The organism is Flavobacterium sp. C3NV, from assembly GCF_046825355.2.
Taxonomy (GTDB): domain Bacteria; phylum Bacteroidota; class Bacteroidia; order Flavobacteriales; family Flavobacteriaceae; genus Flavobacterium.
On record NZ_JBKQBJ020000013.1, the window covers coordinates 127,119 to 151,131 of the forward strand.

General features: G+C 34.1%; 23 protein-coding genes. 18 read left to right on the forward strand and 5 right to left on the reverse strand.

Annotated elements, in window-relative coordinates; all coding sequences use genetic code 11:
• Positions 1-25: 25 nt before the first annotated feature.
• The 4 genes from ACIDC4_RS18075 to ACIDC4_RS18090 all read left to right on the forward strand — a co-directional run bounded on the left by ACIDC4_RS18075 (position 26) and on the right by ACIDC4_RS18090 (position 4,249).
• Complete coding sequence (locus tag ACIDC4_RS18075; RefSeq protein WP_412045438.1) at positions 26-682, forward strand: DUF6766 family protein; 657 nt, start codon at positions 26-28, stop codon at positions 680-682.
• Between the two features lie 25 nt (positions 683-707).
• Positions 708-1,181: a CinA family protein gene (locus ACIDC4_RS18080; protein ID WP_230039252.1), complete on the forward strand. Its 474-nt coding sequence runs from the start codon at positions 708-710 to the stop codon at positions 1,179-1,181.
• A gap of 190 nt (positions 1,182-1,371) precedes the next feature.
• Positions 1,372-1,983: a biliverdin-producing heme oxygenase gene (locus ACIDC4_RS18085; RefSeq protein WP_412045439.1), complete on the forward strand. Its 612-nt coding sequence runs from the start codon at positions 1,372-1,374 to the stop codon at positions 1,981-1,983.
• Entirely contained in the window at positions 1,973-4,249 is a 2,277-nt protein-coding gene (locus tag ACIDC4_RS18090; RefSeq protein ID WP_412045440.1) for an ATP-binding protein, read from the forward strand. The genes ACIDC4_RS18085 and ACIDC4_RS18090 overlap by 11 nt, the downstream gene beginning before the upstream one ends.
• 82 nt (positions 4,250-4,331) lie before the next feature.
• Here ACIDC4_RS18090 and ACIDC4_RS18095 read toward each other — a convergent pair whose 3' ends face one another.
• Positions 4,332-5,249, reverse strand: a complete 918-nt coding sequence (locus ACIDC4_RS18095; RefSeq protein ID WP_412045441.1) for a DsbA family protein — start codon at positions 5,247-5,249, stop codon at positions 4,332-4,334.
• Between the two features lie 165 nt (positions 5,250-5,414).
• On the opposite strand from ACIDC4_RS18095, the gene ACIDC4_RS18100 reads away from it, so the two are divergent.
• The 10 genes from ACIDC4_RS18100 (at position 5,415) to ACIDC4_RS18145 (ending at position 11,660) form a co-directional block, all read left to right on the forward strand.
• Complete coding sequence (locus ACIDC4_RS18100; protein ID WP_412045442.1) at positions 5,415-5,732, forward strand: winged helix-turn-helix transcriptional regulator; 318 nt, start codon at positions 5,415-5,417, stop codon at positions 5,730-5,732.
• Positions 5,733-6,503: 771 nt separating this feature from the next.
• On the forward strand, positions 6,504-6,962 hold the full coding sequence (gene tnpA / locus ACIDC4_RS18105) for an IS200/IS605 family transposase (protein ID WP_412045443.1): 459 nt from the start codon (positions 6,504-6,506) through the stop codon (positions 6,960-6,962).
• 158 nt (positions 6,963-7,120) lie between these two features.
• Entirely contained in the window at positions 7,121-7,522 is a 402-nt protein-coding gene (locus tag ACIDC4_RS18110) for a hypothetical protein (RefSeq protein WP_412045444.1), read from the forward strand.
• Positions 7,523-7,561: 39 nt separating this feature from the next.
• Entirely contained in the window at positions 7,562-8,011 is a 450-nt protein-coding gene (locus ACIDC4_RS18115) for a hypothetical protein (RefSeq protein ID WP_412045445.1), read from the forward strand.
• A gap of 12 nt (positions 8,012-8,023) precedes the next feature.
• A complete protein-coding gene (locus tag ACIDC4_RS18120; RefSeq protein ID WP_412045446.1) occupies positions 8,024-8,737 on the forward strand; it encodes a YARHG domain-containing protein in 714 nt (237 codons plus the stop codon).
• A 65-nt stretch (positions 8,738-8,802) separates the two neighbouring features.
• A complete protein-coding gene (locus tag ACIDC4_RS18125; RefSeq protein WP_412045447.1) occupies positions 8,803-9,390 on the forward strand; it encodes a hypothetical protein in 588 nt (195 codons plus the stop codon).
• Between the two features lie 84 nt (positions 9,391-9,474).
• Complete coding sequence (locus tag ACIDC4_RS18130) at positions 9,475-9,801, forward strand: hypothetical protein (RefSeq protein ID WP_412045448.1); 327 nt, start codon at positions 9,475-9,477, stop codon at positions 9,799-9,801.
• Positions 9,794-10,447, forward strand: a complete 654-nt coding sequence (locus ACIDC4_RS18135) for an Imm19 family immunity protein (RefSeq protein ID WP_412045449.1) — start codon at positions 9,794-9,796, stop codon at positions 10,445-10,447. Before ACIDC4_RS18130 ends, ACIDC4_RS18135 begins: the two co-directional genes overlap by 8 nt.
• A 115-nt stretch (positions 10,448-10,562) precedes the next feature.
• The gene (locus tag ACIDC4_RS18140) at positions 10,563-11,042 is read left to right on the forward strand and encodes a TlpA disulfide reductase family protein (protein ID WP_412045450.1); all 480 of its coding nucleotides are present in this window, start codon (positions 10,563-10,565) and stop codon (positions 11,040-11,042) included.
• 3 nt (positions 11,043-11,045) lie between these two features.
• Positions 11,046-11,660, forward strand: a complete 615-nt coding sequence (locus ACIDC4_RS18145) for a thioredoxin family protein (protein WP_208685732.1) — start codon at positions 11,046-11,048, stop codon at positions 11,658-11,660.
• Positions 11,661-12,213: 553 nt separating this feature from the next.
• Here the strand turns inward: ACIDC4_RS18145 and ACIDC4_RS18150 are convergent.
• The 3 genes from ACIDC4_RS18150 to ACIDC4_RS18160 are packed head-to-tail and all read right to left on the reverse strand — an operon-like array spanning position 12,214 to position 14,302.
• Positions 12,214-12,507, reverse strand: a complete 294-nt coding sequence (locus ACIDC4_RS18150; RefSeq protein ID WP_230039226.1) for a DUF3861 domain-containing protein — start codon at positions 12,505-12,507, stop codon at positions 12,214-12,216.
• Positions 12,508-12,524: 17 nt separating this feature from the next.
• A complete protein-coding gene (locus ACIDC4_RS18155; protein WP_412045451.1) occupies positions 12,525-13,256 on the reverse strand; it encodes a LytR/AlgR family response regulator transcription factor in 732 nt (243 codons plus the stop codon).
• Positions 13,253-14,302, reverse strand: coding sequence for a sensor histidine kinase (locus ACIDC4_RS18160; RefSeq protein WP_412045452.1), 1,050 nt, complete (start codon positions 14,300-14,302; stop codon positions 13,253-13,255). Before ACIDC4_RS18160 ends, ACIDC4_RS18155 begins: the two co-directional genes overlap by 4 nt.
• 265 nt (positions 14,303-14,567) lie before the next feature.
• On the opposite strand from ACIDC4_RS18160, the gene ACIDC4_RS18165 reads away from it, so the two are divergent.
• The 4 genes from ACIDC4_RS18165 to ACIDC4_RS18180 all read left to right on the forward strand — a co-directional run bounded on the left by ACIDC4_RS18165 (position 14,568) and on the right by ACIDC4_RS18180 (position 21,024).
• Positions 14,568-15,728 carry an efflux RND transporter periplasmic adaptor subunit gene (locus ACIDC4_RS18165; protein ID WP_208685745.1) on the forward strand — a complete coding sequence of 387 codons (1,161 nt, stop codon included), beginning with the start codon at positions 14,568-14,570 and terminating at the stop codon, positions 15,726-15,728.
• A gap of 6 nt (positions 15,729-15,734) precedes the next feature.
• Positions 15,735-18,902 carry an efflux RND transporter permease subunit gene (locus ACIDC4_RS18170; protein ID WP_230039218.1) on the forward strand — a complete coding sequence of 1,056 codons (3,168 nt, stop codon included), beginning with the start codon at positions 15,735-15,737 and terminating at the stop codon, positions 18,900-18,902.
• Between the two features lie 19 nt (positions 18,903-18,921).
• The gene (locus ACIDC4_RS18175; RefSeq protein ID WP_412045453.1) at positions 18,922-20,325 is read left to right on the forward strand and encodes an efflux transporter outer membrane subunit; all 1,404 of its coding nucleotides are present in this window, start codon (positions 18,922-18,924) and stop codon (positions 20,323-20,325) included.
• 216 nt (positions 20,326-20,541) lie between these two features.
• Positions 20,542-21,024, forward strand: a complete 483-nt coding sequence (locus ACIDC4_RS18180; RefSeq protein WP_412045454.1) for a hypothetical protein — start codon at positions 20,542-20,544, stop codon at positions 21,022-21,024.
• A 172-nt stretch (positions 21,025-21,196) separates the two neighbouring features.
• On the opposite strand, the gene ACIDC4_RS18185 is transcribed toward ACIDC4_RS18180, so the two are convergent.
• The gene (locus ACIDC4_RS18185) at positions 21,197-24,010 is read right to left on the reverse strand and encodes a M16 family metallopeptidase (RefSeq protein ID WP_412045455.1); all 2,814 of its coding nucleotides are present in this window, start codon (positions 24,008-24,010) and stop codon (positions 21,197-21,199) included.
• Positions 24,011-24,013: the final 3 nt, after the last annotated feature.

Below are 24,013 nucleotides of genomic sequence, written 5' to 3' on the forward strand. Positions count from 1 at the left end.
AAATGTAATTTCTAATAAGCAGTAAATGAAAAAGTTTTTCTACCATAACAGTTTGTCAATTGTGTTTCTGTTACTTTTTATCGGTGCCTTTATAGGTCAGATATTTTTTGGTATAGAAGAATATAACAAAGAGCTTTTAGAAAACGGTGGTGATGCAGTTACGATGAGTAATTATCTGACCACCGGACATTTCATAGAAGCTACTTTCGAAAATTGGGAAAGTGAGTTTCTGCAAATGGCTTTGTTAGTATGGCTGACTATTTTTCTCAAGCAAAAAGGATCATCAGAATCTAAAGGTTTTGATGGAGATGAAGAAGTGGACCGTGAACCTTCAGCCAACCGAAAAGGCGCACCATGGCCCGTTAAAAAAGGGGGAGTTTGGCTTTGGCTATATAAAAACTCATTGACAATCAGTTTGTTTTTGTTGTTTTTCGCTTCTTTTATACTTCATTTTTATGGAAGTTTAAAAGACGAAAATACCATGAATATCTTAAAAGGAAATCCACCACTTTCTATGATGGATTATTGTAAAGAATCAAGATTTTGGTTTGAATCTTTTCAGAATTGGCAAAGCGAATTTCTTTCGGTTTTTGCTATTATCGTATTGTCTATTTTTTTACGACAAAAAGGATCTTCACAATCTAAACCTGTAGACGCACCTCATAGCGAAACAGGAGAATAATAAGTAAAATTAATTGAGTAATAATATGGCTTCAGAAAAAGTGACTGCATGTTGCCAGGCTTTAATAAAGAAAAATTGGACCATCAGTTTTGTAGAAAGTGCCTCGGCAGGAAAATTAAGTTATGAATTTTCTACCGTAATCAATTCGGGACAAATTCTCATTGGCGGCATGGTTTGTTATCACACTTCAATGAAAGAAGATTTACTTTTAATTCCGCAGGGAACCATTCAAAAACATACTGCAGAATCTGCCATTGTAACCAAATTAATGGCACAAAATTTTCATCGTTATGTTCTGTCTGATATTTGCGTAGCCCTAACCGGGCTCACAACACCGGGCGGAAGCGAAACTCCACGTAAACCTGTAGGAACCATTTTTGTTCATATTATCTTTCCGGATAAAGAAATAGCCAGACAATTTACATTTAAAGGAAAACCTGAAAGTATCGTTGATCAGGCGATTGATGCAGTTTCAGAATTGATTTTGGAAGAAGTATAAATGTAAGTGGTAAATGAGTTTTCCGGCAAAAAATGCACAGTAAAATGTAATTTTAAATAAACCGATAAAATTTTTACCGATTAAAAAGGCTACATTTACCAGAATGCCATAATTGTGTTTTTTACATTACCTAAAACATGAATTAAATAGCATATCGTACAAAGATTAATTTACATTACCACAATCTACAATGAGTAACAATTTAGATTCTACTTTAACTATTGATTTTTTAGAAAACCTTAAAAATCAAACAGCAACATCGCATAAAAAGCTCGAAAGCCTTCCGGTTTCAGCATCCATACTTTCTCCTCAAATGAAAATGGCTGATTATTGCCATTATTTATCGCTAATGTATGATGTGCATTATAGTGTTCAGGAAATTGTTTTTCCTTTACTAAAAGATCATATTACAGATTTAGCAGAAAGGGAAAAAACGCAATTAATAAATAAAGATCTTTCTTTTTTACATTACACAAAAAATAATACAGTTTCGGTTTTTAGCAATCAGGATATTAATGTTCCATTTGCACTGGGCATTCTCTATGTTATAGAAGGATCCTCGCTTGGCGGACGTTTTATTTTAAAAAATATAGAAACAATCCCGGGATTAGATCAACAGGAAGGAGTTTCGTATTTTACGGGTTATGGCAATAAAACAGGAAGTTACTGGAAAAATTTTCTAAACCAGCTTACAACATACGAACAACAAAATAATTGTCAGGACGAAATCATAAAAGGTGCTGTTTATGCTTTTGATACTATTTACAACCATTTTTTGAATAACAGTAACAATGAAAATTAAGGACATTGTAAACCGTGATTTGGTCACCCTAACAAATTGTGAGCATGAACCCATACATATTCCGGGAAGTATTCAGCCGCATGGTTTTTTGTTGGGAATTGATTTAGATTGGAAAATTGAATTTTGTACAGCCAATATTAATTTGTTTCTCGATGTAACGTACGACGAATTATTAGGACATAAATTCAGTAAGATTTTTGGAGCGTCGGCACAAAAACAGCTTTATGATTACGTACACAATCAAAAAGAGCAGCTAGTTTTTCCGCTTGAAGTCGAACTAAAAGAAGTAGCATTTCAGATTACGATACATAAATCCGGTGCAATATATGTGCTCGAAGCAGAGCCACAATCTACAGGTAAAGAACAATTAGCCAATATTTACGCGCAGACCATTCAGTTTGTGTCTAATATGAATAATACCCGGTCATTAAAAGAATTATGTGCACTTGTTGCTGAGGGAACAAGGGAAATAACAGGCTATGATCGTGTAATGATTTATCGTTTTGATGAAGATTATAACGGTGAAATTTTTGCCGAAGACTGCAGAGAAGATCTGGAGCCATTTTTAGGACTTCATTATCCGCATACTGATATTCCGGTGCAGGCGAGAGAATTGTATATGAAAAATCTTTTGCGGCTTATTGTTGATATTGGTTACGAACCGGTTCCTATTTTTACCATTGATGACAAAGAAAATAAAAATCTTGATCTGAGTCTTTCGTCGTTGCGAAGCACATCGCCAATTCATGTTGAATATCTTAAAAACATGGGAGTTGGAGCAACGCTTACTATTTCTCTTATTCATCACGGCAGATTGTGGGGACTTATTGCCTGTCACCATTATTCGCCTAAAAATATTTCTCCCGAAATTCGACTGGCAGCCAAACTTCAGGGTCAGTTTATTACTTCTCAAATCGATTTAAGGCAATCGAATGATGAATATGAGATTGCACGTAAAACGAATAAAGCCCTGGAACGATTAACAGCTTTAAATCTTCCGTTAAAAAATGATTCTTTTGAAGTTATTTGTGCCAATCCTGAATTGCTAAAGCTTTGTAATGCGACCGGAGTTTCTATTTGTATTGGACATAAAACCTATAAAAACGGAATAACTCCATCTGATAAAGAGATCGAAAAGATCATCATGAGCATGCAGGATAACGAGTACGGAAAAACATTCAGTACCAATAAAGTGAGCAATTTTGTAACGAACTTAGAAAATTACGAGGATGTTTCCGGAATCATTTATTATGCTTTGGGAAATGGTAATAATATTATTTGGTACAGACCGGAAACGGTTGCCGTGATCAATTGGGCAGGAGATCCTGAAAAAGCCATTATTATTGATAGTAAAGGACTGCATCCCAGAAATTCATTCAATTTATGGAAACAAATTATAAAACACCAAAGTAAAGCCTGGTTACAACCGGAACTAACTGCGGCGGCAAGTTATGCGCATTCTCTTCATAATCAGATTATCATGTTATTGCTTAGTGAAGAAGAAGAGAAATACCGAAACCTTAGTGATGTGTTGAAAGAAACAAATCTGGAACTCGAAAACATTAACTGGATTAGTACACACGATTTGCAGGAACCTTTACGTAAGATTCAGTTTATTGCTTCGAAAGTACTTTCAGATACGAACGAAATCCCTTCGGTAGCGATCATAGATTCGTTACAGCGAGTGACCAAATCTGCGAATAGAATGCAGAATTTATTGATAGATATCCTGAAATATACCCGAATAAAACATACCAAAGAATCCATTCAAAAAGTAAACCTTAATACTATTATGGAAGAAACCTTGCGGGATATGAAGGAGATAATGGAAGAAAATAAAGCCAATGTTGAATGCGAAAGTTTGCCTGAAGTGCATGCTGTTCCGTTTTTGATGAAGCAGTTATTTTCGAATATCATGCAAAACTCATTAAAATACGCTTCTGTAAACCGACTTCCGGTGATAAAGGTAACAGCTTCAAAAGAACCTGAAATCAATGAATATTCTAATAAAGTATATTGTAATTGGGTAAAATTTAGTGATAACGGTATTGGTTTCGAACAGGAATATGCCGAGTCTATTTTTAAAATATTTACCAGATTACATACGCTCGAAAAATATGATGGTTCAGGAGTTGGATTGGCATTATGTAAAAAAATTATGCAAACCTGCCACGGAAATATACGTGCTGTGGGTAAACTGAATGAAGGAACAGAAATTACGATTTATTTTCCTTGTGATCCAAATGATTCTCTTATAGCCAATTGATTGTAATTGGTTTGGAAGACAGAATATTATTAAAAAATAAAAGTCGTAAAGATTAATTCCTTTACGACTTTTTAGTTTTAGATTATTTTCTACTATAAAGCGAACCATTTTTAATTGATTTTTTATTCAATTCTCCTTTTTCATATAAGTCTTCTAAAATAGTTGTCGCTTCGGTATAAGATTTATCCAGAATTACGGCATATTCTTTTGGAGCTAAAGTGGGATAAAATTCAAAAAGCGCTAACGAATTTGCAGCTAGAAATGGTTTCTTTTTAGCTTCAGGATATAATGCCAATAAAGCGTTTTCATAAGAAGAGTAAGGTTTAGAACCGTAAACCGTTAATTGATTATTATTTCCATCAGAAAAAAACAAAGTAGGGAAACCTCGTACGCCCAGGGTTTTTGCGTAAGCCAAATCTTCCTGAAAAAGTGTTTTTGCCTTTCCTTCATAATCTGTTTTTAATTTATTAATGTCAAGACCGGCAAGTTGCGCAGACTCTGCAATGTTTTCCCATTTTGCAATGTTTTTCTTTTCGAGATATAATTTTTCACGAAGAATTCGCATAAATTTTATTGCTTTTTCCTTACTCTGAATTTGTGCTGCTTTCATCGCAATACAAGACGGATACGAAGAATCAAGAGGGTCTTCAATCCAAACATTACCATCAATAGGCATTTCGTAATGCAAACTGGCTTCGTCCCAATGATGCGCTACATCTGAGGGTTTGCTTATTCCGCCGCTGTTGTAAGACCAATCGGGTAGGAGACCGCCCATTCGGTAATCAATATCGATATAATCGCCGTATTCCAGTTTTAGTTTTCTCAATTGCGGTTCAATTCCCCAACACGAAGAGCAAATGGGATCTGTGTAATACACTATTTTTATCGGTTTAGTTTCTGTCGTAATAGTGCCAATTTCATTTTGTTTTTCATCAACAGGCATTTCGCATGTTCCGGTTTCGGGATCGCACAATAACGGATTTATCTTGTTTTCGTTCATTTTTGAGATAATTTGCGATTGACAGCTACAACTGAAAATCAGGATTAGTAATAGCGACAGTATTTTCATAAATAACTGTTTTAAATTTACGCTTCGGTTTTTAATTTTATAATTTTACTGCAAACATCGCTTATCTTTAATCACAAGTCAATTAGTCTAAAAAATATGACTACAGAAAATAAATCTCAAAAAGAAAATGAATGTCCGGCAGAAGGGCTTTTAAAATTGTTGTCCGGAAAATGGAAACCGCAGATTTTTTTGTTGGCTGTAAATGGTCCTTTACGCTTCAACGGACTTTTAAGAGAGATTAAAGGTGCTAACAAACAATCGATCGCAGTAGCACTTCGCGAGCTGGAAGATTTTGGTATTTTAGATAAAAATGTGATCAAACTGAAACCTCTTCATATCGAATATAATTTATCCGAAAAAGGAAAATCTTTGATTCCGGTTTTTAAGCAACTGGAGTTTTTTTTGGAGAAATAAATTGTTATGCTTTTAAAACTTCATTAAAGTTTTGACAATGCTAAAATTTTCTACAAATTCTTTATCTGTTTCCAGGTATCAATTACAATAAAATGCTTGCCTTTATCTATTATAATTAAAGCTTTTTGAGGTAATATTAAATTGGCAATTTTATAGATTTGATGGTTTATTTACCACTAAAATTTTTCAAAGTAAATCGAAGTAAAAATAACAAGTTACTTATTTTGTTTACAAAGAATGTTCCCTCGGAACATTTCGTTGGTAGACAAATGAGAAAATGTTTTTTTTAATGTTCCCTCGGAACATCTCGTTGGTTGAGATGATGTTGTTCATTTTGATTCAAAAATTTCGTTTGAACAATACATTTTTCAAAAAATCAATTGTATAATTTCAACCGTCCCTCCGGGACGATATCTAAAACAACATTTTTTTTTAGCTACCGATGAAATGTTCCTATGGAACATGAAATATTGTTATTGGGTTTTGGCGAATGGAAGAGATAATATGTGGGAATTTGTAAATTCTTCGATAATAAATTTTGTAAAATCACGAATTGCAAATTTGTTTACAAATAAATGTTCCATAGGAACATCTCATCGATAGATATTTGGGATTTTGCAAATTGTTTGGTAATAAATTATAGGAAATTAAAATAAATGTTCCATCGGAACATCTCGTCGGTAGCTATTTGCGGTTTTGTAAATTGTTTGATAATAAATTAATAGGAAATCAAAATAAATGTTCCATCGGAACATCTCATAGGTAAAAAAAATGGCAAATACATACACACAGTTACATATACAATTTGTTTTCGCAGTAAAATATCGTAAAGCATTAATTGACAAGGAATGGAAAGACAGATTGCATCAATACATAACGGGTATAATTCAATCAAATCATCATAAAATGCTTTGCATCAACAGTATGCCCGATCATATTCATATCTTTATAGGTATGCGTCCAACACAATCTATTTCTGCGCTTATTCAAAATGTAAAAACAGAAACAAGTAAATGGATTAAACAAGAAAAATTGTGTTTAGCTTTTGCATGGCAGGAAGGTTACGGTGCTTTTTCGTATTCAAGAAGTCATGTTCCCAATGTAATTCGGTACATACAAAATCAGGAGGAACATCATAAGAAAGAAACTTTTTTAGAGGAATATCAAAAAATCCTGAAAGCATTTGAAATCGAATATGATGAACAATATATTTTTACAGTACCAATTTAATGATATCAACTACCAATGAAATGTTCCGATGGAAAATGAAGCAGTTTAAAGTGAGCAGTAGATGAGTTTTATATATTCTACTCATCAAATTAAATATTATTTTTACAAACAAGTTTTCAAATAACAATGAAAACCAAATACACCATTAAGCAAGAAAAATGATGAAAAAGCTATTTTTAATTTTACTGTTGTTATTGCAAACACCTACAATCTCGGGACAAAACCAAAGTGAAGACCCTTCATCAAAAAAAATTATCGGAACCTGGTACATGCATCAAAACCGGGATACGAAATGGGTTTTCAGTCAGGATGGAAAAGTCTACAACTATAATAAAAATATTTTTAAAGTAATGTATCGCTATACCATTTCGCATTCCTGTCAAAATTATTCATCTGATACTATTGAATTTATAACATTAATGGACAAAGACGGAAATGAATTTTGTTTTAGAATAAATGCAATCAACGAAAACAAAAATGGCATATTATCACTTACTAAAATGGATAATATGGAGCAACTATTATTTGTAAACAATACTGATGTCATAGTAAGGAAATAGCATTTACAAATAAATTATCGATAATTTAGTTTCAAAAAAATGAAAATACCTTTAATCTTATTTGTGTTGTTTTTAATAACAATTGTTTCCTGTAAACGAAATACTGCAGACACTATTTATTCCGTTTCTTATAGTATCGAAAATGGTAGTAAGGGCGCTGCCAGTTCCAGTCTTTTAATTTCAAAAGATTCGACACAGTATATATGGGCAAATTATAAGGAAACAAAAACCAGATCTCAAGTAACATCGAGCGATACATGGAAAAAAATAATTAATAGCATAAAGTTGGTAGATTTTGAGCGTATTAATAGTGGTAAACGCCGTATTCAGTATGATGGTTCAGATGTTGTAATAACAATAAATGCAGATAAAGAATATAAATTGATCAATGGGGAAGAGGATTCCGTAAATTATACTAAGATAAAACCTTTAGAAATATTGCTGAAGCAAGAATATAAAAAATTAGATTCTTTAGCATTACATCTTTAATTAATAAAAAAAATGAAGCAATTACAATTAATATTCTTTGTACTCATATTTGTCAATACAGTGCAATCGCAGGCAATTAAAGACTGTGAAACTTGTTTGTCTAAAACAATAAAGCAAGAACAAATAAAAAACTTAAGCATAGATGAATTGCGTTTTCTTACCAACGATTTATACGCCCGAAAAGGATATAAATTCAAAAGTGGTGAAATAGACAGTTACTATTCTGATAAAAAATGGTATAAAGCAATCAATGACAATGAGAAAATTGTTTACAACACAATTGAACAGCAAAATTTGCAATTATTTAAGCAAAGAACAACTGAACTTAAAACAGATCGTAATAAGTTAATGAATGAGCTAAAGATATTTAAAGCTACAATATTGGCTAATGATAAAGTTACCCTAAAAAATAAATATTCATTTACAACCGAAAATGAGCAATACAAAAATATTACTGAAGCTTTAAAAAAAATAAATCTTGAGGATGTAAACTGGTCGAAAAATACAGGTTTATATAGTGTAACTATTGATAACGGCGATTATGTAATGACGTATGAGCTAAAAATAGAAAAGAATCATGTAACCGTACAATATAGCAGCAGAGGAGGATCTGATATTGCAGAATCTTTGTACCCAAGCGAATTCTCTGATGAATTTTCTTTTTGGTGGGAATTTGAATGGAAAAATGACACACTGAAATTCATAAAAATGAATGTAGCAGGCTAGAGAATAGATTTTTTTTAGATCATTTAGGAAATGAAAATTTAAAACAACAACATAAAATCACCAATATGTCTCTATACAAATTCGACGAAGTTTTAAACGACTTAATGGATTATTTCATTTTAGGCGATCCGGATTATTTATTGAAGTATAAAACTGAAAATAATTTGCCTGATGATTTGCTCACGGAATTTACTACAGAAGAAACCGGTGATCATGTTGTAGAACAAGGAGTAATGGTACCGATGATAGGAATTGAAAATCATCCGTACACTATCTATTTTAATCTTTCGGTTGAAACTCCTGAGCTTTTAAAACCAGGAAATGAACTTCAGCATCAGCGTGACGGATATTGCTTAAAAGTAGTCAACGGACGGATTTACCTTTATACAATTCCTTATCTAAGAAATTTTACAAGACCCACAGTCGAAGCCTTAAAGAAATTCAAAAATGCGACGATCGAATTGCCAAATGGCTGGTATACAGTTTCTGTTCTAGCCGGATTAACAAAACAGCTTACAGAAATAGAAACGGTTTCAGGTGAAATAAAAGAATTTGAAAGCATGGAACCCACTTTTGAATTTGTTTTGAAACCTTCCGCAGAAAAACCAGATTATACAGCAGATTTTAATTATCAGTTTAAAGTGGAAGTGTAAGTACTGGCGTTGTTGCAATTTTAATAGAATAAGATTTGTTCGAAATATAAAAAGATAGGGGATAACTCCTAAAAAGATAATAATATGAAAATGTACATTTTAGTAAAACAGGGTGTTCCTGATAAGTTGGTTCCTGTAATTACTGCGCACGCTTCTTTAGCTTGTTTTAGAAAGTTTGAACAGAATGAAAACATGCAAACCTGGATCAACGGAATTTTTAAAAAAGTAGTTTGTGTTGTTTCTGAAACAGAATTTAAAAATGCACAGAAAGAACCGGACAATATTGTATTAACTGAATCGGCTTTGGATAATCAGGAAGTTTGTTTGGCATTTGTACCCAGAGAAGAATATTCAAAAATGTTCAAATTTTTTAGAATGTGGAGTCCACAAGATAATTTAAAGAATGAATAACGAAATAACTATAGAAGAAATCAGGGAAAATACTTTTTTCTGGAAGTTTTATTTATGCTGGTTCAGAGGCTTTGATGATAAAGAAGAAATTAATATTGATGAAGCAGTTGATGTTATAGAAACCAATGAAACCGAATTTTATACTTGGGAAAGATTATTTTTTAATCATGAATGGATCGAAGAAAACCCAAGATATATCGCGGGGAATCTAACAGATAATTTAAATTTTGCTGTTGAATTCCAGGAATATGAAATCAATTTTTTTCTGAATGATATTTATATTGGTAATTTGGGCGGTCATTTCGAAGCATGGTTTTTAACATTGGATGAATTGCTGGCTTTTGAAAAAGATCCTGTTTTCTTTTTGCTTTTTTTACCAATGACAGGAATACAGGAAAATCAGAAATCGGTTTTACAACCAATAATTACAAAACATCTGGAAGCTATTCCTAAATTTGAATCGCATTCTGAATATATTGCCAATTGTATTTTAAATGGTTTAATAATGGACTCTTCATTTCAGGAAACAGCTGAAATTGGCCTGACAAATAATGAAAATCACAGCGTAAGGAATGTCATAAAATATCCGCGTTATGAGGAAGATGTAAAACAGTTGAATAGAATTCTTCTATCCTTAAAAAAATAACTTTGAGACTTAGTGCCTTCGTGGCTAATCTTTCGTATTAAACTTTTATTAACAAAAACTAAATCTTCATTAGTTTATATTTGTAAGGCAAATTTAATTTTAAGCCTTCGCCAATATGAAAATCAACGTTTTTAAAATCTGTACTTTTTTATTCTTTGCCTTTTCAATTGCAGGATACAGTCAAAATGTAAAGTTGATGAATATCGATCAGTTGAACGAAAGAATCAAAAACGGAAAAGACAGTACTTATGTAGTGAATTTTTGGGCAACATGGTGTGCGCCCTGCATTAAGGAATTGCCTCATTTTGAAAAGTTAAACGCAGAATTTAAATCAGAAAAACTCGCTGTTTTGCTGGTAAGCGTTGATTTTAAATCAAAATTAAACTCGGCTGTAATTCCTTTTGTAAAAAGAAAAAGCATGAAAAGTCAGGTTTTCTTACTGAACGAAAGCGATCCACAAAAATACATTGACCGAATCGATAAATCCTGGTCAGGAAGTATTCCGGCAACACTTTTCATTAAAGGAGATCAAAGAAAATTTATCGAATCTGAATTTACCTACGAACAATTATTAACCGAATATAAAAAACTATAAATTATGCAAAAGTTCATTACTACAGTTACCATACTAGTATTTAGTATTTTATTTGCCCAGGCACAAACGGCAACGCTTAAGGCAGGACAAACAGCACCTGAATTTAAATTAAAAAATGTTGATGGAAAAGAGGTTTCTTTTGCCAGTTACCCAAAAGCCAAAGGTTTTATTGTTGTTTTTACTTGTAATACCTGCCCGTATGCAGTAGCTTATGAAAAAAGAATAATTGAGCTGGATAAAAAATTCAAACCACAAGGATATCCTGTAATTGCTATTAATCCAAATGATCCAGAGGCTTCAAAAGCTGACGCTTATGATAAAATGCAACAATTGGCAAAAGATAAAAAATATCCTTTTCCATATTTATTCGATCAGGGACAAGTGGTTACAGATCAATACGGAGCAAAACATACACCGCATCTTTTTATTGTTTCTAAAACAACAAAAGGAAATATCGTAGAATATGTAGGAGCAATCGACAATGATCCTGAAGGCACAAAAACAGAGAAAACAAAATATGCCGAAGATGTTATTGCGGCCTTAAAAAGCAATCAAAAACCTGCTATAACTGAAACTAAAGAAATTGGTTGTACGGTAAAAAGAAAAGCGAAAGCATAGTTTTTTATACTTTCGTATAAAGAAACACCACTGAAAAGCTGGTGTTTTTTTTGTTTAGAGTTTTCTTAAAAACGTTTCGAAGGAACAAATCATATTGTAGAGATGGATTTTAATCCATCATACGCGCAATTTTGTCATCTTGACGCAGGAGGATCACACAAGAAATTCGACAAAGATTACGGAATTACTTTACGGAGTTCCTGGTGTGATCCTTCGTTCCTCAGGAAGACAAGATTGCGTTAAACAATCAACACGCAAAATAACCCCAAATATTTGTCATCCTGACGCAGGAAGGATCACACAAGAAACTCGACAAAGAATCTCGATAAAGATTAGGAAATGACTTTCCGAATTATTAGTGTTATCCTTCGTTCCCCAGCACACAGATTGTGGTTAATTTAGTTTTGTCAGGCTGAGCGAAGTCGAAGCCCCGTTCCAATAGACACTCTCTTCGACTACGCTCAGAGCGACATTCGCTGTAGATAAGTAAAAAACCAATCAATTTTAAAACAAAAAAAAGACTGTCTTAAAAGAACAGTCTCTATTATGCTTTTTACAAACTTTTCAGCTTTTTCATAAAAACGGGAAACACTTCGTTCAATTCTTCAAAAAGAGGATTTTTACGATGCTTTAATTTTATTTCGCTAAACAATTTCAGACCAAGGGCAAATTGTGTCGCTTCGTTAGGATCTTCAAAAATATTTTTCTCTTTTATTTTTTCAATAATGCTAAAAACTTCGTCGTGATTGTCAAATTGTATTCCGAGTTCTTTTGCTGGTTCGGTTGTACCGTCTGCATATTCTTTTAGACTTAGTGTCAGGTAATATTTATTTGATCTTTTTTCCATTTGATTTTATATTATAATTATTTCAACCATTTTTCTACAATGGTTTTAAAGGTTTCCTTGTACTGTTCCCCAACAGTTATTTCGGTTTTATTAATGAAAATTGAATTTTTACTGATCGCATTTATTTTTTCGAGTGAAACAATAAAGGAACGATTGATTCGCATAAACTTTGATGCAGGCAGTTTTTCTTCCAGCGCTTTAAGGGAGATTAAAGACATTACTGATTTCTGTGTATCTTCAAGATGCACTTTTACATAATCTTTTAAGCTTTCGATGTATAAAATGTCTTTTAATGAAATTCTAACCCATTGGTATTCGACCTTCAAAAATATAAATTCATCATCAGCAGTTACAGAAGGGTATTGATTTGATGCTTCTTCAGACATTTGTAAAACCTTATTAGCAGCTCTTAGAAACTCTTCATAACTAAAAGGTTTTAAAAGATAATCTACAGCATTTACCCTGTAACCTTCAATAGCATAATGGTTATATGCGGTCGTGAAAATAATTTTAGGCAATGGTCCGGGTTGTTCCTGCAAAAGTCTGGCGAGTTCCATACCTGTTAAATTGGGCATATTGATATCCAGAAAAACAATATCAGGTTGCTGTTCGCGTATCAGACTCATTGCTTCAACTGCATTATCGCAGCTGCAGGTTAATTCTAAAAAAGGAGTTTGCTCGATAAAAGTTTCCACCAGTCTTAATGCTAATGGTTCGTCATCTACTGCTATACATTTTAATACCATCATTGTTCTAAAGTTATTTGCAGATTTACTTTGTATTTACCGTTTGAAGCAATTCCGCATGTCATCATATGCTTGTGCGGATAAATTAAATGCAATCTGCGTTTCGTATTCGTTAATCCAATTCCGCCTTGATCTGTTGTTGCTGTTTTTTCGAAAAAAGTATTTTCAACTTCAAATTCAAGATTGTTTTCTTGTTGTCTAAGTTTAATATGTATTTCACTTTTGTCTGTGGCATGTACGCCATGTTTAAAAGCATTTTCTACTAAAGGTAATAACAACATGGGAACAATTGGGTAATCGTGTATTTTTTCGGGAATATCTGTTGTTATGGTAAGCTTACTATTGGCGCGAAGTTTCATTAAAGCTATAAAATCTTTCATGAAGTCGGCTTCTTTTAATAAAGTAGTTCTTTCGCCTTCGGTACTGTAAAGTAAATAGCGCATCATACGGCTTAAGGTATGAAGTGCACTTCGTGAATCTTCGATATTGGTATACGTAAGCGAATAAATACTATTAAGCGAATTAAAGAAAAAGTGCGGATTGATTTGTGCTTTTAGCATTGCCAGTTCGGCCATTGTTTTATCCTGCTCCAGTTTTTGCTTGTGTTGTGCTGCTCTTTGCCAGTGGTGTAACATGGCCCAACTCGTACTAATTCCTAAAACCAACAAAGTAAGCATGAAAACATAATTGTCAAAATAGGGATTTTTGTATTTTTTAAACCCTAAAACCAAACTGATTTTAGTATGAAGATCTGTTTGAGATGTATAGAAATAGGCGATGACCTGCATAACAAAGATGATACAGAACTCCCAAAGCAAAAAAGGAGATGTACTATCTTTTATAATGGTTTTAGGAACGATGATTTTTGCATTAGAATAAAATATAATAATAAGCAAAACCAGTACAATCATTTGCCAAATCCAAAAAACTGTTGGAAGTATTACATTCCAGGTTATAGGAATATAAAATAGCATTATAAAACCCAATAAAAGCCAGGCAAGAATATGTAATCCGGTGAAAATGTATGGTTTAAAAAAGGTTGCTGACATTTTATATTATGATTTTATGACAATATTACATTATATTTATAGAAGATATAAAAGCAATCGCCCAAAATAGTATGAGAACCCGTAAAAACCATTTTAGAGCCGACGAGTATGTTGTAACACGTGTTGTTATTCATTAATAAACTTCTATCGGTTCTTATGTGATATCTATCGATTGTTTCTTGCGCTCCGTCTATTGTAAATTTTTTGCTTGTTATATTTTAGTTCTTTTGTTTCGATATAAATTGATAATTACACATTTTTCACAATGAATAAGCAATCCTTTTTAAGCATTCTCGCAGTAGCTGTTGTTATCACATCGTGTGGTAATAAAAATGACAAATCGGCTCAGGCCGGAGGTGCACCACAAGTTAAAGAGTATAAAACGCTGACTTTAGAGACTAAATCAGCCACATTAAATACAGACTTTCCTGCCAGTATCCAGGGACAGCAAAACATCGAAATCCGCCCTAGGGTAGAAGGTTATATCGATAAAATTTATGTTGATGAAGGTGCTGTTGTTAAAGCAGGGCAGCCTTTATTTAAAATCAGCGCACCAGAATATGAGCAACAAGTTCGTACAGCAACTGCAAGTATAAAAAGTGCTCAGGCAGATTTAAGTTCAGCAAAACTGGCGGTAAATAAAGTAAAACCACTGGTAGAAAAAGGAATCATTAGTAAATACGATCTTGAATCGGCTCAATATACTTATGAGTCAGCTTTGGCATCAGTAGCTCAGGCAAATGCAGCTTTAGTAAATGCCAAAACCAATTTGGGATATACTACAGTTACAAGTCCGGTTAATGGAGTTGTAGGGTCAATTCCGTTTCGTTTAGGAAGTTTGGTGAGTTCTAATACAACTGAACCTCTTACAACAGTTTCCAGTATAGGAAACGTTTTTGCTTATTTTGCAATGAACGAAAAAGCTTTGCTAAATTTTAGTCAAAGCGGTACGGGAACTTCATTAGAACAAAAGATCAAACAATTGCCAGCTGTTTCACTTTTACTTTCAGATGGTTCAACTTATCCTGAAAAAGGACGTATTGAAACCGTAAACGGACTTATTAATACAGAAACTGGTTCGGTAAATATCAGAGCGCGTTTTCCTAACCCTAAAGGAATCATCAGAAGCGGAAGCAGTACAACGGTGAGAATCCCGAATGAAGTAAAAGATGTTATCTTAATTCCTCAGAGCGCTACATTCGAACTTCAGGATAAAATCTTTGCTGTTACTGTAGGGAAAGACGGAAAAACTAAAAATGTCAATATTGCTAAACTTGAAAACACAGCAGGGAATTACTATGTTGTAACAAGTGGCTTAAAAGCAGGTGATCAAATTGTATTAGAAGGAGTCGCTGCTTTAAAAGAAGGAACCGAAATTAAAGCTCAAAATCAGAATCAGGAAACGGTTTACGCTGACTTAAAATAAGAAAAAATGTTTAAAATATTTATACAAAGACCTGTACTTTCGACGGTAATATCTGTTATTATTGTCATTTTGGGAGTTTTAGGACTTATTGAGTTACCTATATCTCAATATCCTGATATCGCCCCACCAACAGTAAACGTTTCGGCAAGTTATACAGGTGCCAATGCTGACGTTGTACTTAAAAGTATCGTAATTCCGCTTGAGGAGCAAATTAACGGTGTAGAAAACATGACTTACATGACTTCTACAGCAACAAATGATGGTAATGCCTCTATTAAAATTTTCTTTAAAGTAGGAACAAACCCGGATTTAGCTGCAGTAAACGTTCAGAACAGGGTTTCAAGAGCAACAAGCTTATTGCCTGTAGAGGTAACTCAGGCGGGTGTAACAGTAACAAAGAGTCAGAGTAGTAACTTAGTGATTTTCTCTTTATATAGTGATGATCCTGCTTATGATCAGACCTTTCTTCAAAATTATGCTAAAATCAACCTTGTACCGCAAATTCAGCGTGTAGTGGGGGTAGGAGATGTAACCGTTTTTGGTGCAAAAGATTACTCCATGAGAATCTGGTTAAAGCCGGATATTATGCAACAGTACAAGTTGATTCCGAGTGATATTTCAGCTGCTTTGGCCGAACAAAATATCGAAGCTGCACCAGGTAAATTTGGCGAGAACGGAGATCAGGCTTTTCAATACGTAATTAAGTATAAAGGACGTTTAACCAGCGACAAGGAGTTTGGTGATATTATCATCAAATCTGTTGGAAACGGACAAATGCTGCGATTAAAAGATGTTGCTAAAGTAGAGCTAGGATCTTTAAGTTATACTTCGACGATTAAAACAAATGGTGTAGAATCTGCTGCAATGGCAATTAGCCAGACTCCAGGATCTAATGCCCGTGATGTAATCAACAACTCTAAAGCTCTTATTGAAGAGGCTGCAAAAATCTTCCCAAAAGGAGTAAAATATACGATTCTTGTTGACGTTAATGAAAACCTTGATGCTTCTATCGAAAAGGTAATTCATACGTTGATTGAAGCTTTTATATTGGTTTTTATCGTAGTATTTATTTTCCTTCAGGATTTCAGATCAACTTTAATTCCGGCGATTGCAGTTCCGGTAGCGATTGTAGGAACATTTTTCTTCCTGAATTTATTTGGGTTTACGATTAACTTATTGACCCTTTTTGCAATGGTATTGGCCATTGGTATTGTGGTCGATGATGCTATTGTCGTCGTCGAGGCGGTGCATGCCAAGCTGGATCACGGTTATAAATCGTCTAAGAAAGCAACTATCGATGCCATGGATGAAATCTCCGGAGCGATTATTTCGATCACACTTGTAATGGCTGCGGTATTTATTCCTGTAACATTTATTACAGGATCTACAGGGGTTTTCTACAAACAATTTGGTATTACGTTAGCCGTTGCGATTATCCTTTCGGCAATTAACGCCTTGACTTTAAGTCCTGCATTGTGTGCTTTGCTTTTAAAACCACATGCTGACGATCATAAACATAAAAGTTTTATTCAAAGATTTTATACATCGTTTAACGTTGCATTTGATAACGTTACGAGTAAATATAAAAAATCAGTTCAATTTCTTTCTGTAAAAAAATGGATCGTATTAGCCTCGATTGTTATTGCTGGTGCATCGTTATTTTATATGATGAAAACAACACCATCTGCTTTCGTTCCTGCGGAAGATCAGGGAACTGTTTTTGCGAATATTAGTTTACCGCCATCTGCTTCTATGGAACGTTCTGATATTATTGCAAAAAAAGTGGATAGTATTGCCAAAACAATTCCGGGAGTTAAAAATACACTTCGTATTGTGGGACAAAACTTTACTGCAGGAGCGGGAAGTGCTTACAGTATGGTAATTGTAAAACTGGAAACTTGGGAGAAACGTGATTTGAGTGTTAATGATGTAATTGGTCAGCTTTTTGCCAAAACAAGTGGTATTCGTGAAGCTAATATCTTCTTTATTTCTCCGCCAACCATTCAGGGATTTGGACAAAGTGGAGGATTCGAATTCCAATTGCAGGATAAAGGTGGTCACACTACGGCTGAATTCTTTAAAGTAAATACTGATTTTTTAGAAAAGTTGTCAAAACGTCCTGAAATTCAATATGCTACAACGCCATTTAATCCAGGTTTTCCTCAATACATGATGGATATCAATCTGGCAAAAGCAAAAGATGCAGGCGTACCTGTCAACACGATTTTATCAACGATGCAAGGTTATTACGGAGGATTGTATGCTTCGAATTTCAATAAATTCGGGAAACAATACCGTGTTATGATCCAGGCTTCTCCGGAATTCCGTACCAATACAGAAGGATTAAATAAAATATTTGTTAGAAACAGTGCAGGAACAATGGCTCCAATTACAGAGTTTGTAAAAATGACCAGAGTTTTCGGGCCGGAATCTATTTCAAGGTTTAACCTTTTCTCTTCTATTGCTATTACCGGAGCACCAAATCCTGGATTTAGTTCAGGAGATGCTATTAAGGCCATTCAGGAAGTTGCAGCAGAAGAACTTCCAACAGGTTACGGATATGAATTCTCAGGATTAACACGTGAGGAATTGGCATCAGGAAGCGAAACTATTTTTATCTTTATATTATGTCTTGTCTTTGTATACTTCTTATTAAGTGCACAATACGAGAGTTATATTTTGCCATTTGCAGTATTATTATCGATTCCGTTTGGATTGGCAGGAGCGTATTTGTTCTCGATCATTTTCAAATTAAACAGTAATATTTACCTGCAGATTTCCTTGATCATGTTGATTGGATTGCTGGCGAAGAACGGTATTTTGATTGTTGAATTTGCCCTCGAAAGAAGGCGTAAAGGAATGCCAATTGTACAAGCAGCAGTCGAAGGAGCCGTTGCGCGTTTAAGACCAATTTTAATGACGTCTTTTGCCTTTATTTTAGGACTTGTTCCTTTGATGTTTGCTTCCGGAGCAGGAGCTGTAGGAAACAAATCAATTGGTACAGGAGCAGTAGGAGGAATGTTAATTGGTACCATTTTAGGAGTATTTGTTATTCCGGTATTGTTTATCATTTTCCAGACATTACAGGAAAAAGTGAGTGGCCCGGCAAAAGATGGTTATGATGATGACGATGATGACGAAGAGGTACAACTAATCGAAGCTCATAAAGAGTAATAATTTTAATTAAGAAAAAATGACTCATAGTTCAAATAAATATATTCTTATGGTAGTTGCAGTCACTCTTTTGAGTGCCTGCGTTACCAAAAAGTACGAACGTCCCAAAACATTATCGACAGATAATTTGTACAGAGATCAGACTTCTACTGACTCGACTACGATCGCTACTATGCCGTGGCAGACTGTTTTTAAGGATCAAAAACTAAATGCTTTAATTCAGAAAGGATTAGACCAGAACCTGAACTTAAAAAATGCAATCGAAAATATCGTTCAGTCTCGTGCTACTTTACGTCAGACGAAATTAGCGTATTACCCAACTTTAGATTTTGATGCTAATGCAACGCGCAATAAGCAATCTAAAGCAGCATTGAATTTTCCTCCGGGAATTAATATCAATACGCTGACTACGACTTATAAAATGGGTTTTAATACCTCTTGGGAAGCTGATATTTGGGGAAAACTAAGTAGTTCTAAAAGAGCAGCTTTGGCCACATACCTTTCTACAGATGCTGCAAAACAAGCGGTACAAACACAATTGATTTCGGATATTGCTAATAATTATTTTTTATTGCTGTCCTATGACAAGCAATTAGAAATTACGCAGGCAACATTAGAAAGCCGTATTAAAAATGTCGAAGTTATCAAAGCTTTAAAAGAAGGAGCAATTGTAACCGGTGCATCTGTTGTGCAAAGTGAAGCCAATCAACATGCAGCCGAAGTTTTGATTCCGGATTTAAAAAGAAGCATTCGTGAGACTGAAAATGCAATTAATATTTTATTAGGACAAGCATCAGGACCAATCGAAAGAGGAGTTTTAGGTGAACAGGTAATTCCTGAAAAAATAGCTATTGGTTTACCAGCTCAGTTATTAGAAAATCGTCCGGATGTTCGTCAGGCCGAATTTAATTTCAGAACTGCTTTTGAGACCACAAATTTGGCCAGAACTTATTTTTATCCAAGTTTAACGCTTACAGCAAGTGGTGGTTTGTCGACTTTGCAATTGAAGAATTTCTTTGATCAGTCTATCTTTTATTCTATAATAGGAGGATTAACACAGCCTATTTTTAATCAGGGACTTAACAGAGAAAGATTAACGAACGCACAATCAAGACAAGTACAGGCTTTTAATAATTTCCAACAAAGTCTTTTAGTGGCAGGTCAGGAAGTTTCGAATGCTTTGTATGCTTACGAAATGGCTGTAGCCAAAGAAGATTCGAGAGAAAAACAAATTGAAGCTTTAACAAAAGCAGTAGACTTTACACAACAGCTTTTAGAATACAGTTCGGCAACTAATTATACAGATGTATTAACTTCCGAACAAAACCTTTTAGCAGCTCAATTGAGTGGTGTAAATGATAATTTACAAAAACTACAAGCAGTGGTAGATTTGTATCGCGCCTTGGGTGGTGGATGGAAATAAAATATATCGATAAATGATCTTTACGATTATTGCCACAAATTAAAACATGACTAAAAAACGCCTCAAATTTTTGAGGCGTTTTTTTATGGATTTTGTCGGCTGTGAGTTGCTATTCGTCGATTAGTATGTTGTTTTTGTATAATTGAAGGCATAAAAGCAAATAAATGGCACTACTTTAGCATTGTATTAAATACATTAATACTAAATACCACGAAAATGAAAAAAATAGTAATTGCACTAATGCTCCTGATGAGTGTTTTTGCCCACGCGCAAGTTTCGATCAATGTAAATATTGGTACACCTCCAAGCTGGGGTCCACAAGGTTATGACGACAGTAGATATTATTATCTGCCGGATATCGACACCTATTATGATGTTAGTCAAAAGCAGTTTATTTATGATAATAACGGCAGATGGGTAAGACAAAGCAGACTACCTTCAGCCTACAGACAATATGATCTTTACGGAGGATATAAAGTAGTTTTAAATGATTACAGAGGAGATGCTCCTTATACTTATCATAAAAAACACAGAGCTGAATATCCAAAAGGATATCACGGAAAGCCTCAAAAAAACAGAGGAAATAAACCGGATAAAGCCTATAAGCAAAATAACAAGGATAAAAATAAAAACGATCATCCAGGTAAGTCCAAAGGGAACTCTAATAAAGGAAAAGATCACGGACATGATCACCACTAAGTAAAACATGACTAAATTTGAAGAACGTCTCAGCAATGAGGCGTTTTTTTGTTTTAAAGTAATGTTTGTGCTTATTTCATTTTTTACACATAAACTATTTAAATAAACAAAAAAGGCTGTCCTGGCAAGACAACCTTTAATGACTAATAAAATAAAAATGTATTCTAAAGTTTTACTTACCTGATTTACTTTCAGGGCTCATAATAACTTCGACACTACTAGAACTATCCAAAACGTGCTTACTAAACTGCTGAATAGTTTTTTGATTAATTTTAGAAATTAAATTTTTATATTCTTCATCCTGTAAAAACGGAATCTGATTTAAGCTGTTGTTATAAAGTGTATTGTTCCAGAAAGAATTGGTTTTAAGTGATTCTTCCCTGTTTTTTAAAAGTGCTTTTTTAATGTCTTCCAAATCATTTGCATTGACCGGATTTGATTTTAAATCGTTTAATTCTTTCCAGACAATCTGCATTAATTTTTCTTCTTTATCAGGATTACAGTCAAAAGTCAGGGCAAGACTAAATGTGGGTTTTGGAATTATTTCCAGATTTCCGCCCACGTTTACGCCATAACTGCCGCCTTCTTCTTCGCGAATCGTCTGCAGGAATCGTTTTGATAATATTTCGCCGATCACATACATCGACAAAGCATTTTCTTTGCTGTATTCTATCGTTCCGGTTAAGTTTAAATAAACGGTTGTTTTCGCAACTTCCATCGGACGGGTGAAATGAACTTCTGTTTTTCCTTTTTTAGGTTCAATATTATGATCGACATAATTTTCCTTTAAAGCCGGATTTGATTTGATGTTTCCAATATATTTCTGAATCAGCTCTAAGGCCGAATCCGGAATGTTTCCAACAAAAATAAAAGTGAAATCGGCAGCGTTTTTTATGCGGTCACGATAAATATTTTCTGCTTTTTTGAGATCAATAGTTTCAAGGAATTTTTCGTTGAATATAAATGTACGCGGGTTGTAATTAGAATTGGCCAGCTCAATAGTATCCTTAAAAGTGTTTCCGTTGTCTTGTTTGATATTCTCAAGATTGTTTTTATATTGCTCTTTCAGAATACTAAAAATATTAGGATCAAAACGTGGCGCTTCAAAAGAAAGATAAAGCAATTGCAGCATAGTTTCGAAATCGGCTTTGTTAGAACTTCCCTGAAAACCCTGCGTATTTTCGCCAATAAAAGGGGCGGCCTGCGCTACTTTTCCGGTTAGTTTTTCTTTTAAACCTATATTGTCAAAATTGCCCAAACCGGAAGATCTTGCCAGTGTTGTTACAATTTCGGCGGAAGCCAAATCTTCAGTTTTTACTAAAGATTTACCACCTTTTGAAAAAGCAGAAAACGTAATTTGATCTTTTGAATACGTTGTAGGAAGTACAATTATTTTTGCATCATTTTCTAAAATATAACCTTTTGCATTCTTAATTCCGGCTACATCAAATGTCTTTTTGATAGCAGCAGGTTTTAATTCTTTTTCTATTAAAGGCGAATTGTTTTCTTTTTTGGTGTACGGTTCTAAAGTCATACTTTCTACCTTTTTCATCACATTAACAACAGCTTCCTTATTCGGGAAATCATTTTTATCCTGATCAGAACCTGTCACTAAAACCACTTGATTGGCAGGTTTCTGGATCGTTTTCGCGTAAGCGTTCAATTCTTCCAAAGTGATGCTTTTAATAATACCAACAGTCAATTTATAATCATCTTCCGGAGAAAGAAATGGTTTTGCTTTCAGGAAATAATTCGTCAGTTTATCTGCCCAGCTGTCGTTGTCGACTTTATCTTTATTGCTGATGAAATCATCGTATGAGCTTATAAAAATCTTTTTTGTCCGGTCTAATTCGGCTTGTGCGGCACCAAAACGTTTTAAGCGTTCTGCCTCAGTATACGCGTCTTCAAAAGCCTGAATTGTTTTTCCTTTTTTGGCTAAAGCCGAAATATTAAACGACGTATTTAATCTTGAAACCGGTTCGAAATATGTTTTTAAGTTTAATGCCGAACCTTGGTTTTTCAGGATTAATTCTCTGAAACGATTGTTTAAAATACTGGTATAAAAAGAGTTCATCACGTTTTTGCGTGTTACGATGCTGTCTTTTAACAAAGGCTCATCCAGAACATACTGAAGAGTAATAGAAGTAGATGAAGCTTCTTTGTCTGATGCTGTTCCAAAATACAATTCATCGTGTTTTGGAATCTCTGTATAAGTTCTTGCAGCTGCTTTTTTAGCCAAAGGTATACCTGAAAATATGGCTTTTACTTTTTGCTCCATTGCTTTTACATCAATATCTCCCACAATAATTACGGCCTGTAAATCTGGTCTGTACCATTTTTTATAGTAATTGCGTAATTCAGGATATTTGAAGTTATTGATGATATTCAAATCACCAATAACATCTCTTTTACTGTATTTTGAACCCTTGTATAAAACAGGATCTGTCTGCATTTTCAAACGAAAACCACTTGTTCTTCGGGTTCTCCATTCTTCCCTGATTACACCTCTTTCGGCATCAATTTCAGCATCCGTTAAAGACAGCGATCCTGACCAGTCATGAAGTACCCAAAGTGTAGAATCTATCAGTTTTTGATTGCTAACCGGAACCGTGCTAATATTATAAACAGTTTCATCCTGAGCGGTATAAGCATTGATGTCTTTACCAAAACTTACTCCGTTTTTTTCCAGCATTTTAATGATTCCTTTTCCTTTAAAATGTTCCGTTCCGTTGAAAGCCATATGTTCCAGAAAGTGCGCCAATCCGTTTTGATTGTCGTCTTCGAGTATGGCGCCAACATTTTGAACAAAGTAAAAACTGGCTCTGTCTTTTGGCTCTTCGTTGTGCAGGATATAATACGTTAATCCGTTTTTTAATTTTCCGGTTGTCACGTTTTTATCCAGCGGGATATTGGTTTTGAACTGCGCAAAAGCACCCTGAACTGAAAGCGCTAAAATGCCTATGATGATATTTTTTTTAGTATACATTTT

Excerpts from the sequence above, each read along its gene's own strand:
- ACIDC4_RS18075 (WP_412045438.1), top strand. The coding sequence starts at position 26 with ATGAAAAAGTTTTTCTACCATAACAGTTTGTCAATTGTGTTTCTGTTA.
- ACIDC4_RS18080 (WP_230039252.1), top strand. The coding sequence starts at position 708 with ATGGCTTCAGAAAAAGTGACTGCATGTTGCCAGGCTTTAATAAAGAAA.
- ACIDC4_RS18085 (WP_412045439.1), top strand. The coding sequence starts at position 1,372 with ATGAGTAACAATTTAGATTCTACTTTAACTATTGATTTTTTAGAAAAC.
- ACIDC4_RS18090 (WP_412045440.1), top strand. The coding sequence starts at position 1,973 with ATGAAAATTAAGGACATTGTAAACCGTGATTTGGTCACCCTAACAAAT.
- ACIDC4_RS18095 (WP_412045441.1), bottom strand. The coding sequence starts at position 5,249 with ATGAACGAAAACAAGATAAATCCGTTATTGTGCGATCCCGAAACCGGA.
- ACIDC4_RS18100 (WP_412045442.1), top strand. The coding sequence starts at position 5,415 with ATGACTACAGAAAATAAATCTCAAAAAGAAAATGAATGTCCGGCAGAA.
- tnpA (WP_412045443.1), top strand. The coding sequence starts at position 6,504 with ATGGCAAATACATACACACAGTTACATATACAATTTGTTTTCGCAGTA.
- ACIDC4_RS18110 (WP_412045444.1), top strand. The coding sequence starts at position 7,121 with ATGATGAAAAAGCTATTTTTAATTTTACTGTTGTTATTGCAAACACCT.
- ACIDC4_RS18115 (WP_412045445.1), top strand. The coding sequence starts at position 7,562 with ATGAAAATACCTTTAATCTTATTTGTGTTGTTTTTAATAACAATTGTT.
- ACIDC4_RS18120 (WP_412045446.1), top strand. The coding sequence starts at position 8,024 with ATGAAGCAATTACAATTAATATTCTTTGTACTCATATTTGTCAATACA.
- ACIDC4_RS18125 (WP_412045447.1), top strand. The coding sequence starts at position 8,803 with ATGTCTCTATACAAATTCGACGAAGTTTTAAACGACTTAATGGATTAT.
- ACIDC4_RS18130 (WP_412045448.1), top strand. The coding sequence starts at position 9,475 with ATGAAAATGTACATTTTAGTAAAACAGGGTGTTCCTGATAAGTTGGTT.
- ACIDC4_RS18135 (WP_412045449.1), top strand. The coding sequence starts at position 9,794 with ATGAATAACGAAATAACTATAGAAGAAATCAGGGAAAATACTTTTTTC.
- ACIDC4_RS18140 (WP_412045450.1), top strand. The coding sequence starts at position 10,563 with ATGAAAATCAACGTTTTTAAAATCTGTACTTTTTTATTCTTTGCCTTT.
- ACIDC4_RS18145 (WP_208685732.1), top strand. The coding sequence starts at position 11,046 with ATGCAAAAGTTCATTACTACAGTTACCATACTAGTATTTAGTATTTTA.
- ACIDC4_RS18150 (WP_230039226.1), bottom strand. The coding sequence starts at position 12,507 with ATGGAAAAAAGATCAAATAAATATTACCTGACACTAAGTCTAAAAGAA.
- ACIDC4_RS18155 (WP_412045451.1), bottom strand. The coding sequence starts at position 13,256 with ATGATGGTATTAAAATGTATAGCAGTAGATGACGAACCATTAGCATTA.
- ACIDC4_RS18160 (WP_412045452.1), bottom strand. The coding sequence starts at position 14,302 with ATGTCAGCAACCTTTTTTAAACCATACATTTTCACCGGATTACATATT.
- ACIDC4_RS18165 (WP_208685745.1), top strand. The coding sequence starts at position 14,568 with ATGAATAAGCAATCCTTTTTAAGCATTCTCGCAGTAGCTGTTGTTATC.
- ACIDC4_RS18170 (WP_230039218.1), top strand. The coding sequence starts at position 15,735 with ATGTTTAAAATATTTATACAAAGACCTGTACTTTCGACGGTAATATCT.
- ACIDC4_RS18175 (WP_412045453.1), top strand. The coding sequence starts at position 18,922 with ATGACTCATAGTTCAAATAAATATATTCTTATGGTAGTTGCAGTCACT.
- ACIDC4_RS18180 (WP_412045454.1), top strand. The coding sequence starts at position 20,542 with ATGAAAAAAATAGTAATTGCACTAATGCTCCTGATGAGTGTTTTTGCC.
- ACIDC4_RS18185 (WP_412045455.1), bottom strand. The coding sequence starts at position 24,010 with ATGTATACTAAAAAAAATATCATCATAGGCATTTTAGCGCTTTCAGTT.